This is a genomic window from Pseudactinotalea sp. HY158 (genome assembly GCF_009660225.1).
Classification (GTDB): domain Bacteria; phylum Actinomycetota; class Actinomycetes; order Actinomycetales; family Beutenbergiaceae; genus HY158.
Window position 1 is genome coordinate 698762 of the sequence record NZ_CP045920.1, and the last position, 14741, is coordinate 713502.

At 73.7% G+C, this 14741-nt stretch carries 10 protein-coding genes and 1 pseudogene; 3 read left to right on the forward strand and 8 right to left on the reverse strand.

The window, feature by feature from the left end; translation table 11 throughout:
• Positions 1 to 7: 7 nt before the first annotated feature.
• Positions 8 to 919, reverse strand: coding sequence for a transporter substrate-binding domain-containing protein (locus GCE65_RS03080; RefSeq protein ID WP_152817429.1), 912 nt, complete (start codon positions 917 to 919; stop codon positions 8 to 10).
• A gap of 238 nt (positions 920 to 1157) precedes the next feature.
• Here GCE65_RS03080 and GCE65_RS03085 point away from each other — a divergent pair, with 238 nt between their 5' ends.
• The 3 genes from GCE65_RS03085 to GCE65_RS03095 all read left to right on the forward strand — a co-directional run bounded on the left by GCE65_RS03085 (position 1158) and on the right by GCE65_RS03095 (position 7494).
• Positions 1158 to 2051, forward strand: a complete 894-nt coding sequence (locus tag GCE65_RS03085; RefSeq protein ID WP_228760086.1) for an LLM class flavin-dependent oxidoreductase — start codon at positions 1158 to 1160, stop codon at positions 2049 to 2051.
• The gene (locus GCE65_RS03090; RefSeq protein ID WP_153877345.1) at positions 2048 to 4273 is read left to right on the forward strand and encodes an LLM class flavin-dependent oxidoreductase; all 2226 of its coding nucleotides are present in this window, start codon (positions 2048 to 2050) and stop codon (positions 4271 to 4273) included. The genes GCE65_RS03085 and GCE65_RS03090 overlap by 4 nt, the downstream gene beginning before the upstream one ends.
• Positions 4274 to 4416: 143 nt before the next feature.
• Entirely contained in the window at positions 4417 to 7494 is a 3078-nt protein-coding gene (locus GCE65_RS03095) for a BTAD domain-containing putative transcriptional regulator (protein ID WP_194928805.1), read from the forward strand.
• Here GCE65_RS03095 and GCE65_RS03100 read toward each other — a convergent pair.
• The 7 genes and pseudogenes from GCE65_RS03100 to GCE65_RS03125 all read right to left on the reverse strand — a co-directional run bounded on the left by GCE65_RS03100 (position 7481) and on the right by GCE65_RS03125 (position 14727).
• A complete protein-coding gene (locus GCE65_RS03100) occupies positions 7481 to 8863 on the reverse strand; it encodes a zinc ribbon domain-containing protein (protein WP_194928806.1) in 1383 nt (460 codons plus the stop codon). The genes GCE65_RS03095 and GCE65_RS03100 overlap by 14 nt on opposite strands.
• A gap of 321 nt (positions 8864 to 9184) precedes the next feature.
• Positions 9185 to 9250: pseudogene (locus tag GCE65_RS16990) on the reverse strand (zinc ribbon domain-containing protein); the annotation flags it as partial.
• Entirely contained in the window at positions 9247 to 9786 is a 540-nt protein-coding gene (locus tag GCE65_RS03105) for a phage tail protein (RefSeq protein ID WP_153877348.1), read from the reverse strand. The pseudogene GCE65_RS16990 and the gene GCE65_RS03105, both read right to left, overlap by 4 nt.
• A complete protein-coding gene (locus GCE65_RS03110) occupies positions 9786 to 11738 on the reverse strand; it encodes a putative baseplate assembly protein (RefSeq protein WP_228760087.1) in 1953 nt (650 codons plus the stop codon). Before GCE65_RS03110 ends, GCE65_RS03105 begins: the two co-directional genes overlap by 1 nt.
• Positions 11739 to 11740: 2 nt before the next feature.
• Complete coding sequence (locus GCE65_RS03115; protein ID WP_152817436.1) at positions 11741 to 12145, reverse strand: GPW/gp25 family protein; 405 nt, start codon at positions 12143 to 12145, stop codon at positions 11741 to 11743.
• 10 nt (positions 12146 to 12155) lie between these two features.
• Positions 12156 to 13949: a VgrG-related protein gene (locus GCE65_RS03120; protein ID WP_194928807.1), complete on the reverse strand. Its 1794-nt coding sequence runs from the start codon at positions 13947 to 13949 to the stop codon at positions 12156 to 12158.
• Entirely contained in the window at positions 13942 to 14727 is a 786-nt protein-coding gene (locus tag GCE65_RS03125) for a peptidase M23 (protein ID WP_152817438.1), read from the reverse strand. The genes GCE65_RS03120 and GCE65_RS03125 overlap by 8 nt, the downstream gene beginning before the upstream one ends.
• Positions 14728 to 14741: the final 14 nt, after the last annotated feature.

Genomic DNA, 14741 nt, shown 5'->3' on the forward strand with positions numbered 1-14741 from the left:
CCGCCTGTCACAGGCCGGTGTCCCCGGGCGTCGGCGGCGCCGGCGGGGTGTCCAGGCCCGTGCGGTCGCCGATCGTCAGCTGCCACACCTTCGCCCACGTGCCGTCGTCGGTGATCTGGGTGAGGAACTCGTTGATGAAGTCGACCGCGTCCGAGTCGGAGTTCACGCCGATGCCGTACAGGTCACGCGGACCGAACGCCTCGCCGACGAGCTTGACGTCGTCCTCGGCCACGACGGCGTTGAGGAGGAGGGTCTCGTCGATGACGTAGGCGTCCGCGTTGCCCTGCTGCACGGCGGCGAGGGCCTGGGCGTGGTCGGGCAGTGCGACGATCTCCGCCTCGGGCGCCTCCTCCTCGAGGAGCGTGACGCCGGTGGAGTTCGCCTGGGTGGCCACCTTCTTGCCCGCGAGGTCCGCGATCGAGGTGATCTCCTCGTTGTCCTTCGTGACCAGAATCCCCGCCTGGGAGCTGTAGTACGGGCCGGCGAAGGCGATCCGCTCGGCTCGCTCGGGGGTGATCGAGTACGTGGCGATGACCGTGTCGACCGTGTTCTGCTCGAGCAGCGACTCGCGGGTGTCCACCGTGACCTGCTGCAGGTCCGTGCTCACCTCGCCGAGGATGTATCGGCTGAGCAGCTGAGAGATCGCGGCGTCGAAGCCGCGGGCCTCGCCGCTCGTGGGGTCGAGCAACGAGAAGAGCTCGGAGGTCTCGGTGCCGCCGACCTCGAGCACACCGGCCTCGCGCACGCCGCTGGCCCACTCGTTGGCCTCGACCGTGGCGTCGTCGGCGACCGGTCCCGAGCCGATGAGCTCCGTGTAGGCGTCACCGCCGCCGGAATCCTCGGCGGAGCAGGCCGCCAGGGACACGGCCGTCATGGCCGCGACGGCCAGGACCGCCAGGGGGGTGCGGGTTCTTCTCATCTGTCTCTCCTCGCTCTGTGACCGGACACCGCATCCGGGTCGCATCCTCATCGGTGCGCACGTCTTCGAAGAGTACGCATCCGCCCCGGCCGCGGGGGAGCGAAGCGGCTCGCGGCTTCGGAATTCGAGACGTCGTCCGCGATGTGAGACGACGAGCGGGAAGGAACGGGCCCGGCCCGGCGTTGGACCGATCGCACCCCACGCCCTCACGACGACCTGCGACGAAACGGACCCCGCGGTGGACTACGGCCACGACCTGCTCTTCGGATCGTTCCTCACGCCCTCGAACCGGGCGCCGGAGGAGGTGGTCGCGCTGGCAGAACACTCCGAGGCCGTCGGGCTCGACCTCGTCACGTTCCAGGATCACCCCTACCAGCCGGCCTTCCTCGACACGTGGACCCTGCTGAGCCACGTCGCCGCCCGCACGAGCCGGATCCACCTGTCCGGGAACGTGCTCAACGTGCCGCTGCGCAACCCGGCCGTGCTCGCCCGCTCCGTCGCCACCCTCGACCTCCTCAGCGGCGGCCGCGTGGAACTGGGGCTCGGCACGGGCGCGTTCTGGGACGCGATGGTCGCCCTGGGCGTCGACCGGCTCACCCCCGGCGAGGCCGTGACCGCGCTCGGGGAGGCGATCGACGTCATCCGCGGCCTCTGGGACACCTCCGACACCTCCCGCCTCGTGGTCGAGGGGCGCCACCACCGGCTCGCGGGGGCCAAGCGCGGGCCGGCCCCCGCGCACGACGTCGGCATCTGGCTCGGCGCGTACAAGCCGCGGATGCTGCGCATGGTCGGCACCAAGGCCGATGGCTGGCTGCCCTCGTGGGGGTACCTGTCGGGCGTGGGGCAGCTCGCGAAGGCGAATGAGCGTATCGACGACGCGGCCGCCTCCGTGGGTCGCGCCCCCGCGGCGATTCGTCGCCTCCTCAACATCGGCGGGCGCTTCTCCGGCCGGCGCGCGCCCGGCATGTTCGCCGGCACGCCGCAGCAGTGGGCCGAGCAGCTGGCGGAGCTCGCCACCGAGTACGGAACGAGCGCGTTCATCCTCGGCAGCGACGACCCGACCGACCTGACCGTCTTCGGCCGGGAGGTCGCCCCCGCGGTCCGTGAGCTCGTCGCCGGCGCACGCGCATGACCGACTACGGCCACCCGCTGGAGTTCGGGCTCGCGCTCGAGGCCGGCATCGAGGACCCGCACGCGCCGGTCCGCCTCGCACGGCTCGCAGAGGAGGCGGGCCTCGACCTCGTCACCGTGGGGAACCCCGAGGCGGATGCCGGCGGCCCCGCCGAGCCCTGGACCGTGCTCGGCTGGATCGCCGGACGCACGAGCCGGATCCGCCTCGCCGCCACCGGTGTGCGCACCGCCGATCACAACGCCGCCGTGCTCGCCCGGGCGGCGGCGAGCCTCGATCTCCTCGGCGGCGGCCGGGTCGAGCTCGGCCTGACCGGTGAGGACACCGACGACTCCGAGCTCGTCGAGGCACTGACGATCATCCGCGGCATGTGGGACGCCGGCCGGCCGGGCCGGCTGCACGCCGACGGCTCCCGCCACCGGGTCGCCGGCGCCGAGCGCGGGCCCGCACCGGCGCGCCACCTCCCCATCCACCTGAGCGGCGACTCCCCGGAGCAGCTCGACCTCGTCGGCCGGCACGCAGACGGCTGGCTCGTCCCGGCCGGAATCGTGAGCCTCGACCGGCTCACCGGCGCCCATGAGGCGATCGATACGGCCGCGATCGCCGCGGGCCGCGACCCCCGGGAGGTTCGGCGCATTCTCACGCTGACGGATATGCCCGACCTGACCGGGCGAGGAGGCGGCCCCCACCCGCGGGTGGCGGACCTGGTGGCGCTCATCGTCGACGGCGGGGTCGCCACGATCCTGCTCGCGACCGGCGACGTCGCCGGTGCCGAGCGATTCGCGCGGGTCGTCGTGCCCGCCGTGAGGGCGGCGGCGGCGACGCGGCGGACCCGGGCCGGCACCCGGGTGAGCTCCGTCGTCCCCACGCGGGTACGGCGCCGGCGCCGCGAGGGGATCGACTACGACGCCGTTCCGACCGCCCTGCGGGCCGACGCGGTCGAACCCGGCGACGCCGGCTACGGGGCGGTGCGCTCGAACTACGTCCGCGGGGGCGCGCCCGGTCTCGTGCTGCGGCCGCGCTCGGCCGGCGAGGTGGCGCTCGCGCTCGAGTGGGCACGCACCCAACCCGTGGACCTCGGGGTGCGCAGCGGCGGTCACGGCTTCTCCGGCCGCTCGACCAACGACGGCGGGATCGTCATCGACCTGGGCCACCTGCGCTCGATCGACGTGCTCGACGAACGCACCCGGCTCGTGCGGATCGAGCCCGGGGCCCGCTGGGGCGACGTGGCGGCCGCCCTGCGCCCCCACGGCTGGGCGCTCAGTTCCGGCGACTCCGGCGGGGTCGGCGTGGGCGGGCTCGCCACCGCCGGCGGCATCGGGTTCCTCTCCCGCGCGCACGGGCTGACGATCGATCGGCTGCGCGCGGTCGAGGTGATCCTCGCCGACGGCTCCCGGGTGCGGGCGAGCGAGAGCGAGAAGGCGGACCTGTTCTTCGGCATGCGCGGGGCCGGATTCAACTTCGGCATCGCCGTCGCGTTCGAGTTCGAGGTGGCGGAGGTCGGCGAGATCGGCTTCGGCCGGCTCGTCTTCGACGTGACCGCGGACATCGCGGGCTTCCTGCAGCGGTGGGGTGCCGCGGTCGAGGCGTCCCCGCGGGAGGTGACGAGCTTCCTGCTCATGGGCGGCTCGCGGGACGGCCGCTTCCTCGCGCAGACGATGACCGTGGTCGACTCCGACGATCCCGACACGATCGTCTCCCGGCTGCAGCCGCTGGCCGCCGTGGCCCCGATGGTCGACCGGCAGGTCGCGCTCCTGCCCTACGACGCCCTCGTGAGCGCAGGCCCCCGCACGGGGCATGCGGGCTCCGGCGAGCCCGCCGCCCGGTCCGGGCTGCTCACCCGCGTGAGCGCCGACTTCGCTCGCGACGCCGAGCGGCTCCTGCGCGGCGGCGGCACGTACTTCTTCCAGATCCGCGCCCTCGGGGGCGCGACCACGGACGTCGCACCGCACGAGACGGCCTTCGCGCATCGCGGCGCCCAGTTCTCCGTACTGGCGATGGGGACCCCCTCCCGGCTCGACCCGTTGTGGGAGCCGATGCGCTCCCACTTCGTGGGCCTGTACCTGAGCTTCGAGACCGATCGCAGCGCCGAGCGACTGGCCGAGGCGTTCCCGCCGGCGACCCTCGCCCGGCTGCGCGACCTCAAGCGCCGCTACGACCCGGAGAACGTGTTCCGCGACAACTTCAACATCGAACCGCGTGCCCCCGGCGAGCCGCCCCGATAGGCAGGCGGGACGGGGTGGGGCCGGGGCGCGAGCGAGCACCGCCCGGGGGTGAGCGCGGGGTGAGGCGGCGGGTGAACATGAGGCCGTCCCACGGGCCGGAGCCATTCCCGGGGATCGGACGCCCGTGGGAGACTGGCGGTGCTATGACAGCCAGCGAGGTGCCCGCCGCGAGGCCGGAACCCGATTCGTTCGCACTCGGTGACCCCGTCCCACCGGCGCAGCCCGGGATGTCGCCGCCGACGAACCCGGTCCCGGCCTCGGTGGTCGGGCTGCGCCGGGAACAACTGCTGCGCCGGCTCGACCCGGTCGCCCGCGATCACCTCGGCCTGCTCGTCGCCCCGGCCGGCAGCGGGAAGACCACGCTCATGGCCCAGTGGGCGGAGTCCGCGGCGATGCCCGTGGCGTGGTGCCGGCTCGACGTCTCCGCGGCGACCGGACGGCTCCTCGACTGGCTGTGGCAGGCCCTCGGCGCGCATCTGCGCCCGAACGGGGCCGCGCCCGCCGACGTGGCCGAACTGGCCCGGCTCCTGCGGGACCATCCCGGCCGGCTCCTGCTCGTGATCGACGACCTGCACGCGATCGCCGAGAGCGCCATGACCGCCGAGCTCGAGCGGTTCATCCTGCTCGCCCCGCCCAACATCCGCTTCCTGCTCGGGTCCCGGGTGTTCCCGCGCGTGAACATGGCCCGCAGCGAGCTGCCCCCGGTCGTGCTGCTCACCGGCGACGACCTGCGCTTCCGCACGTGGGAGGTGGAGAAGCTCTTCCAACAGGTCCATCGCGCGCCGCTGCCCCCGCACGACGTGGCGGCCCTGACGCGCTACACCCAGGGGTGGGCGGCCGCACTCCAGCTGTTCCACCTGGCGACCGTCGGCCATCAGCACGTCGACCGGCGCCGAGCCGTCGAGGCGCTCGCCGCCCGGCCCCGCTACGCGCAGCGCTACCTCTCCGAGCAGGTGCTCGCCACGCTGCCCGCCGCCACGCAGGAGTTCCTCGTGCGGACCTCGGTCTTCGACGTGCTCACGGCCCGCCGGTGCGATCTGCTCCTGGGGATCACCGACTCCCAGCGCATCCTGCGCGACCTGACCGACCGGCAGGCGTTCACCACGACCCTCGACGGCGGGGTGACCTTCCACTACCACGACGTGCTGCGGCGCCACCTGGAGACGATGCTGCGCGAGGAGCTGGGGGCCGAGGCGACGCACGCCTGGTACCGGATGGTCGCCGACCTGCTCGAGGCCGAGCGGGCGAACGTCGAGGCCCTCCGTGCCCGCGCCCGGGGCGAGGACTGGGAGGGAGTGCGCGAACTGCTGCGCCACGACGGCCACCGGATCGTCGGCGGCACCGAGGCCGGTGGCGGCCCGAGCACCTGGGCCCCGCTGCTCCCGCGCTGGCTCACGGAGGCCGATCCCTGGTGCGGAGTGGCCGAGGCCCGCCGACTGTACAACGACGGCCGGCTCGCCGCCGCCGACCTCGAGGCCCGCCGGGCCCGCGAGGCGTTTACCCAGGATGTCGGCAGGCGGATCTGCGATCGGATCATCGCCGACGTGGCGGCCTGGCGCGATCCCACCGCGACGCCGAGCCCGAACCCGACGTGGGGCCACCTGCTGCGCGCGGCCGTCCGGCGGGACCCGCTCGCCGCGGCCCGGGCGGCCCGCGAGGTCGATGGGCCGGACGGCCGACTCGTCGAAGGCCTCGCCCTCGCGTTCGCCGGCCGGTGCATCGACGCGACGGCCGTGCTCAGCGCACTCGTGGCCGCGGCCGATCCCGAGGCCCCCTCCGGGCACGCGGCGAGCCTCGCGCTCGTGACGATCCGGGCGCTGCTGCGCGGACCGGACGAGAGCACGGCCTCCCGCTTCGACGACATCGCCGCCGACACGGGCCGGCTCGGCCTCACCTGGCTGGCGCGGCTCGCCACGGGCCTCTCGCTCGCGCTCGGTCAGTCCCGCACCCGCCGCGACCTCGTGGCACTCGTGGCCGAGCACGAGGCCCGCGGCGACCGGGGTGCGGGCGCGCTCATCGCGATGGTGACCCTCCTGTCGCAGTGCCGGCACGATCGCGGCCGCGCCGGCGACCTCCTCGATCTCGGCCAGCGACTGCGCAGCATGGACGCCGCGACCCTCGCCGTGTGGTGCGAGTCGATCGGGGCCCTCATGGCCGCCTCCCAGGGGCTGCCGGACGCCGACCGGCTCGCCCGCGGGGCCGAGGACGCGGTGCGTCATGCCGCCGTTCCAGGGGCCGCCCCGTTCGCCTACGCCGCGCTCCGGCACGCCGATCCCGCACGCCGGGACGACTACCTGGCGCTCGCTCGCGGCGCCGCCATCGACGTGGACCTCGGGCTGCGGCCCTGGGAATGGTTCGCCGCGCACGAACCGCCGCCCACACCATCCACACCGTTCACACCGCCCGAGCCGGCCGAGCCGCCCGAGCCACCCGGGCAGACACGCGGCGCATCCACGGCGACAGGGTCCCGACAGGGCGAGCACGATGCGGGACCGCGGGTGCGGATGAGCTGCCTCGGCGGCTTCGCGTTCGCGGTCGACGGCCGGGCCGGCGACCTGAGCCGGCTGCGGCCCCGCGCCCGGGCGCTGCTCAAGTTCCTCGGCATCCATGCGGGTCGCCAGGTTCACCGGGACGCGATCGCCGACGCCCTGTGGGGCGACCTCGACTCCGATTCGGCGATGCGGAACTTCCAGGTGAGCCTGTCCACGCTCCGATCGGCGATCGAGCCCGGTGTGCCCGGGCGGGCGAGCCGCATCATCCAACGCACAGGGGAGGCCTACCGACTCAACCTCGCGCCGGGCTCGCACGTCGACGTCCGCGAGTTCGAGGCGGCGCTGAACGAGGCGAAGGTCGCCCGCCTCGCCCGGGACGCCCAGGAGGAGCTGACGCAGCTCGCCCATGCGGTCGAGCTCTACCGCGGCGACCTGTTCCCCGAGGAGGGCGCGGCCGAGTGGGTGCAGGAACACCGCGAACGTCTCCGCGCGAGCGCCGCCGAGGCCGCCTCCGAGCTCGCCCGGCTCCACTTCGACGCCACCCGCTGGTCGGCGGCGGTCGCGACCGCCCAGCGCAGCATCGACATCGACCACTACCGCGACGACGCCTGGCGGCTCCAGGTCGCCGCCCTGCGCCGAGCAGGCGAACCCGCCGCGGCCGAACGCGCCGCGCGCGCCTACCGTGACATGCTCGGGGAGCTCGGCGTGCACGAGGTCATCGACCTCTGAACTCCACCTCCGCCACCGCCACCCGCGCGTCCGCGGGATCCTTGTCCGCCGGTGGATACGAGCTGAGCACGGTCATCCGCAGCGTCGTCACGTCGTCGAACCGGAGCAGGAGTTCCTGCGCCGTTCCCACGTCCTCGACCGGCAGGTCCTTGATCTGCCGGGTGCCGTCGCCCGTGGTCGCGCTGAAGCGCACCTTGCTCGGCCGTGCCTGCGCGAGCCGCTCCTTGTCCTGCGTCGAGGCACCCGAGGTGAGCAGCACGTGCACGAGCCGGAACGGTTCGTCGAAGGTGAACTCGATCCATTCCCCGTCCCCGCCGCCCGTGGCCTCCGGAGCCCAATAGTCGGTGTTCACCCCGTTCCGGGCGAGGTCCGCCCCGTGCCCCTTCTGCGAACTCGAGGCGGTCGCCGCGGAGGGATTGAACACCTGATTGCCGTTGACCCGGTCGAGCACCACGTTGTAGCCGTCGGCCAGGCTCGAGCGGTAGATCCATCCGGCGGTGCCCGCGAGGGCGAGGATCACGAGCACCACGACCGTCTTCACCGGGAACCGGCGCCGCCGGGTCGTCGGCCGGGTCCCCGCCGTCGGGCCCGCGCGACGGCGGCTCCGGCGGAGCCTGCGCCGCTCCCGCCGGCTGAGCCGGCCCTGGACCGGAGCATCGATCAGGCTCGCTCCGCAGCGGCGGCAGAACTTGCGGTGGGGCGCGTTCCCGGCCCCGCAGGCGCCACAGATGAGGTCTCCGGGGGCCGGCGGCGGCTCCTCCGCCGGGGCCGGTTCGACGTGCCGACGCGGCTTCGGCGCCTGGGGCCGGACCGGGGCGGGTACGGCCGGTTGGACGCCGGCGGGTTGGACGGGGGCGGGCCGGACGGGGGCGACCGGCGTGGGCACGACCGCCTGCTCCGACGCGGCGTCGCGCGCCACCGCGTCGGAGGTCGCCGGGGACGACACCTCCTCGGGCGCGGGCGCGGGGGCCGCCGTCTCCTCGGCCGCGTGTCTCGTCGGTGCCGCCACCTGTGTCTCGGCCGGGGACTGGGGGACCTGGTCGTCGGCCTTCTTCCGGTCGTCCCGGCGGCGCCGGGCACCCCGCCCGAGGGAACTCAACGCCGAGGTAGCCCGCCCGGTCATCGCCGGCGGCAGGCCGAGCGAGGAGGCGGCCTTCGAGGTCGCCTCGTACCCGGCCTGGGAGGCGGAGCTGCGGGCGCTGCCGGCCGGGGAGGACATGCCGGGGACGTGCGGGACCGAGGAGCCGAGCGGGCCAGGCCGCAGGGCGGAGGCCGCCGTGCCACCCGCGCGACGCCCGGGTCGCTCGGGTCGCTCGGGTTGCCCAGTGGCCGCGGGCCCCGGCTCGGGCTCGGCGGGCTCGGTCGGCACAGCCGGCTCGGTCGGCACAGCCGGCTCGGTCGGCACAGCGGGCGCCCGGGGAGGGGTGGCCGGGGCCGGGGCCGGCGGCGGTGGAGGTGCAGGCGAGTGTGCACTCGTCGCACTCGCGGCCGACTCACTCCCCGACTCGGGCACGGACGCCGCGGGGGCCGGCGCGCCGGTCGAGCCCTGGGAGCCCCGGGTACTCGTTGTGTCAGCCGTGTCAGCTGTGTCAGCTGTGTCGGCTGTGCTGGTCGTGCCGGCTGTGTCAACTGTGCTGGTCGTGCTGGTCGTGCTGGTCGTGCTGGTCGGGTCGTCCCATTCGAGGTAGACGCCGCAGTTCCCGCAGAAGAGTTCGCCGTCCTCGTTGCGGGCACCGCATGCCGGGCAGGTCGTCATGAGCTCACCACCTCCACGGTGTGGGGAACATGGGCGGGCTTGAGTTCGGTCACGAGGGCCTCGAGGCGGTCGGCACGCACCGAACCGCCCGGCCTCGGGGTCACCCGCACGTGCAGGCGCGGGACGGGGTCACCGGGCATGTCCGCTCCGAACGAGGTGGACCAGGCGGCCGCCCCGTTCTCCGTCACCACCACCTCCCCGTCGACGAGGAGTCCGAGGGCGGCGCGCAGGCCGGCGGCCGTGCCGCGGCGCGCGTGCAGTCGCACGGCGCCGGCGACGACCTGGCGCAGCTGCTCGACGTCCCAGGCAGCGTCCACCTCGATGCCCACCCACGTGGCGAGCCAGGTGAGGAAGTCCTCCGGTGCGAGTTCGGGGTCCACGTAGGCCCCGAGCCCGTCGAGACTGAGGAAGAGGGGGGCGAGCGACTCGTCGAAGGCGGCGAGGAACCGGCGGAGGAAGTCGTCGTCCTGGTACACGGCCGGCAGCCGCTCGATCAGGGGGAACGGGCTCGGAACGCCCGGGAGCCGGCCGCGCATCACCGGCCCCCCATCGCCCGCACCTGGTGCTGGTAGGAGAACACGAGACCGTGCTGATCGATGGCGATCCGCTCGGTCGGCTCGCCCCGCTTGCCCGTGAGGGGATCGGCACCGAACACCTTGACGTCCTCGATGAGGTCGAGGCCGGGCAGACGCTGCAGCACGGCGTAGACCTCGCCCGCCTGCACGGGCCGCCCGAACGGCCACCCCGTGGCGTCGGGACCGCCGGTGAGCGGATCGAAATAGTAGTTGAGCGCGCGGACCGCCTCGGCCTCGAGCCGGGCGGAATCGGCCCGCGGGCGCGCCAGGATCCGCGCCACCACCGTGACCCCCTGGTAGAACGGCGGCTCCACGAGTAGCCGCGCACCGATCGGCCGCCGCTCGTCGAGATACGACGAGATCCGCGCGAGCGCCCGTTCGGAGGGGATGAGATCCTCGAGCGCCAGCCGGCCCTGGTCGTCGGCGACGGCGGCGGGCACGACGAGCAGGCGCACCCCGCCGCGGTCGTCCTCGCCATCGGCGACGACGCAGCGCACCCGGGCGATCGACGGCGCCGCCTGCCGCGCGAGCTCCTCGTAGTCCTCCGCGGTCACCGCCCGGTCTCGGGTGCGCAGGGTGATCGGCCCGCGGATCATGGCCTGATCGACGGTCTCGGTGGCCACGCCACCGAAGCCGGCACGCCGGTTCTCCACCCGGCTCACGAGCGGAATGAGGTCGCTCATGACCACGACGGTCCGGGCGGCCACGTTTCCGCGCGGCCCGCCGCCGGTGCGGTAGGAGGGAACCCGCATCGGCGCACCCTTGGGCGGAGTGTCCCCGTAGGTTCGCAGGGAGCCGTCCGCCTCCCGCACCGCGGGCGGGAAGTGGAGCTCCCCGGTGGCCCGGTCGAGCCGGAACACGGTCGCGGAGGCGTCGAGGCCGGCGAAGGAGTCGACCTCGGTCCACTCCCGCCAGCCGGAGCCGGCCGCCACCTCGAGCACGAACGGGCCGTCGCCGGGAACGACCGGTGCGTGGGCGAGCCGGAACACCTGGCCGGGGGTGCCCTCCGACAGCCCGAGGATCTCCTCGGTGATCGTCTCGGCGTGCACGGCGGGCACGGTCCCGCCGACCGTCACGGCGTTCATCGCGGCGATCGTCGGGGAGGCGCTGTACGTGGGATAGCCCGGATCCGGCTCGATCACGCGGCACCGCAGCCAGCCGGCGCGCTCGCCGGCGATGACCGAGGTCTCGTGCAGGGCCGGCAGGTGCAGGACCACCTCGCCGGACCGGTTGAGCCCGCCCGTGCCGTCCGAGTCGAGCTCGCACTCACGCCACCCGCCCTCGGCCCACGCCTCCCAGCGCAGCGGCGGGAACCGCGGGTCCACCCCGCGTCCCTCGACCTGGGCGTCGATGTGGATCGACACGATGCAGCCCGGGGCCGCGTCGTCGAGGCCGACGAGCAGCGCGTCGCCGACGCGCGGCGGGGCGGGGGTGAACGCGGAGAACCGATCCCCCTCGCGCAGGTTCGCATCCCGGGAGGAGGGGTCGCCGTCCGCCTGTTCGACGAGCACGTGCGCGAGGGTGCGGGGCGGAACCACGAGATCGTGGGTCGTGGCGAACACCACGGGATCCTCGTTCTCCTCGCGGGGCGTGCATGCCGCCGTCCCCGCGGGAATGCGGACCTCCTCCGGCTGGGGCGCCGAGAGCCAGTACGTCAGGTCGGCCCGGGCCGCCGACGGCGGCTGCAGCTGCACGCCGATGAGCTCGAGGAACGTGACGAAGAGCCGGTCGGGCACGCGGTTGAGCCGGTAGGAGAGCTCGTCGACCATGTGCGCGAAGGTCTCCACGAGGGTCACGCCGGGGTCGGACACGTTGTGGTCGGTCCATTCCGGGCAGGTCGCCTGGATGCGCCGCTTGGCGTCGTCGACCAGGTCCTGGAACCGGCGATCGTCGAGATGGGGCGTGGGCAGCATGATCAGGCCTCCTCGTGGTCGGGGATGACGTAGAACGGGAACACCAGGTTGCGCGGGTCGTTGCTCCCGCGCAGGGAGTAGCTGATGTCGATGTAGAGCACCCCGGAGGCCGCGGCGTCGAACCTCACCGTGACCCCCTCGAGGTCGATCCGCGGCTCCCAGCGTTCGAGGGCGACCCGGACCGCGTAGGCGATGTCCCCGGCGGTCCCCGCGTCGGCGGGGGCGAACACGTAGTCGTGCACCCCGCAGCCGAACTCGGGGCGCATCGGCCGCTCGCCCGGAGCGGTGGCCAGGATGAGGCGGATGCTCTCCTCGATCTCGTTCTCGCCCGAGGTGAGCGCGATGCTCCCGGTGCGGCTCGTGCGCACCGGGAACGCCCAGCCGGAGCCGATGAAGTCCTCTGCCATCTCAGCCCTCCTAGTTGATCCGCACGATCGACCCGCGCACGACCGTCTGCCCGCTCGAGCTCAACTCGGCCGACGCGTTTCCCTTGACGGTCGCGGTCGCCTGCGCCTCGACCGCCACCGTCGAACCGGTGAGCTTGGCGGCGCCCGTCGCCTCCATGGTCAGGCCGGCGTTCGCCTTGATCGCCACGTCCATCCCGGCCAGCGAGAGCTTCTGCTTCGACTCGATCGCGATGGCGCCGTCCGCCTTGATGTCGATCGGCCCCGTGGATGCGAGCTCGATCCCGCCCTGCGGGGACTGCGTGAGGATGAGGCGCTGGTCGGAGTTCTTCGTGGCGATCGTGAGCGTCGCCCCGCCCTCGTCCTCGAACATCTCGATGAACATCCCCGTGCGGGAGGTGAACGACCGGCGGATCACCTGCCCGCGGGAGTTGAGGGTCTGGGGCCATCCGGTGAGCGGCTGGTCCTTGCCGTTGTACAGGCCCCCGAGCACGTACGGGGACTGGGCGTCCCCGTCCGCGAAGGCCACGAGCACCTCGTCGTTCACCTCGGGAAGCACGACACCGCCGCGCTTCGCGCCCGCGCCGGTCTGCATCACCCGCGCCCACCAGCTCTGTTCGGCGTCGTCGAGCGTCGGGAACTTGACTCGTACGCGGCCGTGCTTCTCAGGGTCGTTCAAGTCGGTCACGATCGCCGGCAGCAGGCCTCGATGAGCCGGATGCTCCGTGGCCGCGGCGCCGTTCCCGGCGGAGACGACGCCGTAGCCGGACCGCTCCGAGGCGGCGGCCACCGTCACGTCCGTGACGTAGCCGTTCACTGCATCGAACGTGTGCCGTGCGGCGGTGAGCGCGTACATGCCGTCGAAGGCGGCGCCCGCACCCTTGAGCGTGATCGCGGTGCCGGCGTGCAGGGCCGGGTTGCCGCGCAGCCGCGCATCCAGTTCCGCGAAGCCGCCGGCGCGGGCGGCCATCTCCGCCTTCGCGCGGGCCTCCGCCTGGGCCTGGCTCACGAGGCCGGGGGCACTGAGCAGCTGGGTGCCGCCGCTGCGGCCGAGGGTCGCGGGGCTCTGGCTCAGCTGCGCGCTCGTGGACGCGGCCGGCGCCCGCCCGACCACGGCCTGCTTCGCCTTGGGGTCCCAGCCGTGGACCTCTGTGTCCTGGACCTGACCGCTCGCGGTCACGGTGCTGCGCAGGTGGATGACCTGGTCCGCGACGTCGATCTCGGTCGGGCCGCCCGCCGCCGTGGCGGCCTTCGTGGGCTGGCCGAACGTGAGGGTCGTGCCCTCCATGGCGATGACGGCGCCGTGGTCCGCGGCGAGCCGGCACAGGAAGTCCCAATCGGATCGGCCGTCCTGAAGCACGTGCGGGTAGATCGGACCGATCGAGGATGCCTTGCAGGTGAGCCCGGCCGCCCGCGCGACCGTCGTCGCGATGTCCGAGACCTTCTGGTCCGTGAAACTCGTGACCTTCGTGGCGCCCTGAAGCTTGTGCCGGTGATCGAGCCCGCGCACGATCGTGTACTGGCCCCGCGCGTCGATCTCCCGTTCGAGCGCGGTGACGGTCGCGGTGATGAGCGGCTCGGGCGGGCCGGGGCGGCTCGACTGCACGGCGACCTCGAGTGCGGCCCCGATCTTGATCGAGGCGGTCGAGAGCACCCGGTCGTGCGGATCCGAGAAGCGCAGGTGCACGAGGGCGGGCAGATGCACCGAGTCGTCGACGTACGCCTCGGTGATGCGCTCGGCGACCTGCGCCGGCAGCGGGCACCCGTCCACCTTGACCACGACGGCGTACGAGAAGCCCTCAGGCACGGCCGGCCCCCTCACGATCGGCGGGGGCGCCGGTGAGCTCCTCGGCGGCCGGAAGCAGCACGGTGGTGCCGACCCGGACCCGGAACGGGTCGTCGATGCCGTTGACCTGGGCGACCTTGCGCCACAGTGCGGCCGTGCCGTATTCCTGGTAGGCGAGGGCGGCGAGCGTGTCGCCCTCGACCATGACGTGGGCGCGCCGGGGAACGAGCCCGCCGGAGGTCGGGTTCTGGCCCGGGGTGCTGCCGGAGAGCTCCTCGAGGGTCAGGGTGACGGCCGCCCGGATCGGCAGGCCGCCGGAGGAGAACATCGTGTATTTCGCGCTCACCTTCGAGACGTAGGCGAGGAAGCTCGTGATGCCGCCCCAGCGGAACATGACCCACGGCGGGGAGTCCCGGTCCTGGGAGTGGGAGGACCGGGTGGGCACGCAGCAGCCGAGCAGCAGCTCGACCTTCGACACCACGGAGTTGTCCTGTGTGGCCGAGGCGTCGAGGAACAACTCCAGGTCGAGCTTCGAGGGTTCGGGGCCCTGATACTGCGGCGGGCCGCTGCTCTGATTGCCCGTTCCGGTCGCCCGGGCCCAACGCGCCGACTTCGCCACGGTCAGGTGGGTGGGGTTGAACTGGAAGTCCACCCGCTCGAGCCGCCCGCCGGGCTGGGAGAGGGTGCCGTCACGGGAGGGCTCGTACAGTTGCAGGTACGCCTTCTCGAACCGGGTCGGCGGCGCGGCGCCGCCGCCCGACCCGGTGGAGGTGGTGACGTTCTGGATCGCTACGGGCATCGTGGTCTCCTTCG